At 60.1% G+C, this 1,287-nt stretch carries 1 protein-coding gene and 1 pseudogene; one reads left to right on the forward strand and one right to left on the reverse strand.

The window, feature by feature from the left end; genetic code table 11:
* A partial coding sequence (locus LQV45_RS33340) for an HAD hydrolase-like protein (protein ID WP_230012030.1) occupies positions 1-482 on the forward strand: 482 nt, incomplete at its 5' end.
* 134 nt (positions 483-616) lie between these two features.
* On the opposite strand, the pseudogene LQV45_RS33345 reads toward LQV45_RS33340, so the two are convergent.
* A pseudogene (locus tag LQV45_RS33345) lies at positions 617-1,287 on the reverse strand (hypothetical protein); the annotation flags it as partial.

The following is a 1,287-nucleotide window of genomic DNA, read 5'->3' on the forward strand; positions in this document are numbered from 1 at the left end:
CCAGCCCCTACGACGGGATCATCGATCTACTCGAACGCCTACATTCGGCCGGCATTCCGATGGCCGTAGCAACATCCAAGGTTGAAGATCAAGCAAAAAGACTGGCACGAATGTTCGGAATTGATTGCCACTTCATCACCGTATGCGGAGCGTCAGATAGTGAGGGAAGAGCGAGCAAGGCAGACGTCATCGCCGAATTGCTGCTTCGGCTCCATTCCACAGGCGTAGACATCTCCAGTCCCGCAATGGTCGGAGACCGAAGCTACGACGTCGCGGGAGCAGCTATACACGGAATCCCCACAATATTCGCACTCTGGGGATACGGCGAGGCCGAGGAAGCCTCGCAGGCCGCCGCCGTTGCTGCCTCCCCTGCGGCCCTTCTGCCACTGATCCTGGAGAACCGCCGGCGGTCAGCCGCGCAGCATCCCTCGTGCGATGAGTCCACGAATGCGACCAGCAGTCATTCACATTCCACTGTTTGACGAGCCGTCGAAGCCGGCGTTTAGGGTTCGCACGCATTCCTCCCCGACTGTGGAGCTCCCGCACTGGCTGGGAGAGCGCAATCGTGCCCTAAATGGGGCCGGAGACTCTCAGGGATGGACGAACTCGAGCGGCGCTAATCGTGATGGTTGTATTCGAACCGTTCGATGATAATGCTGCCGCTGGTTGCCGCCAGTCCGACAACGCGGCCGGTGAACCCGCCGGCGACCTCTGTGGACAGATACCGGCCGTCCATCCGCGCGAGCGTCGTCAGCTCGCCGTGCTCTCGAAAGCCCAATGTGACTTCGTCCGGCCCAGTATTTATGCCCGGTTGGCCCGCCAAGGGTGACTCGTTGCATGCGATTTGTAGCTGAAATGGTCCAGGTGCTGGGTCGATTTCCGCTGTCGCGACCACCTGCTGAAGGGGTCCGATCTGGGCCACGACCCGGATTTGGCGTCCGGAGGCTTCGATGCCATACCAATGGAAGTCGTCCATCCTCAGGAGGAACCTGACCGCCTCGTCACCCGAGAGAAGAACCGAAGCGCGTGCATCCCAAACGTGTCCGAGGACCCTGGTTGCCAAGATGGGAACGCTGCCCGTCTGGCTCTGCCTGATAAGGAGACCTTCGGGGGTTTCGGCCGTAAACGAAGCCGCGTCCTGGCCGGGTGAAATCCACCGCGGGTGAAGGCTGTCTGAAGAGAAATCGTCAATAAACGAAGACCCGACGACGGGAACCTGATAACGGTCCTCATCGAACCGCGGCCAACCCTGGTCCCAGGAGATACCCGCAACATAAGTTTCTCGAC

The sequence above is a fragment of the Microbacterium sp. Bi128 genome (genome assembly GCF_918698205.1).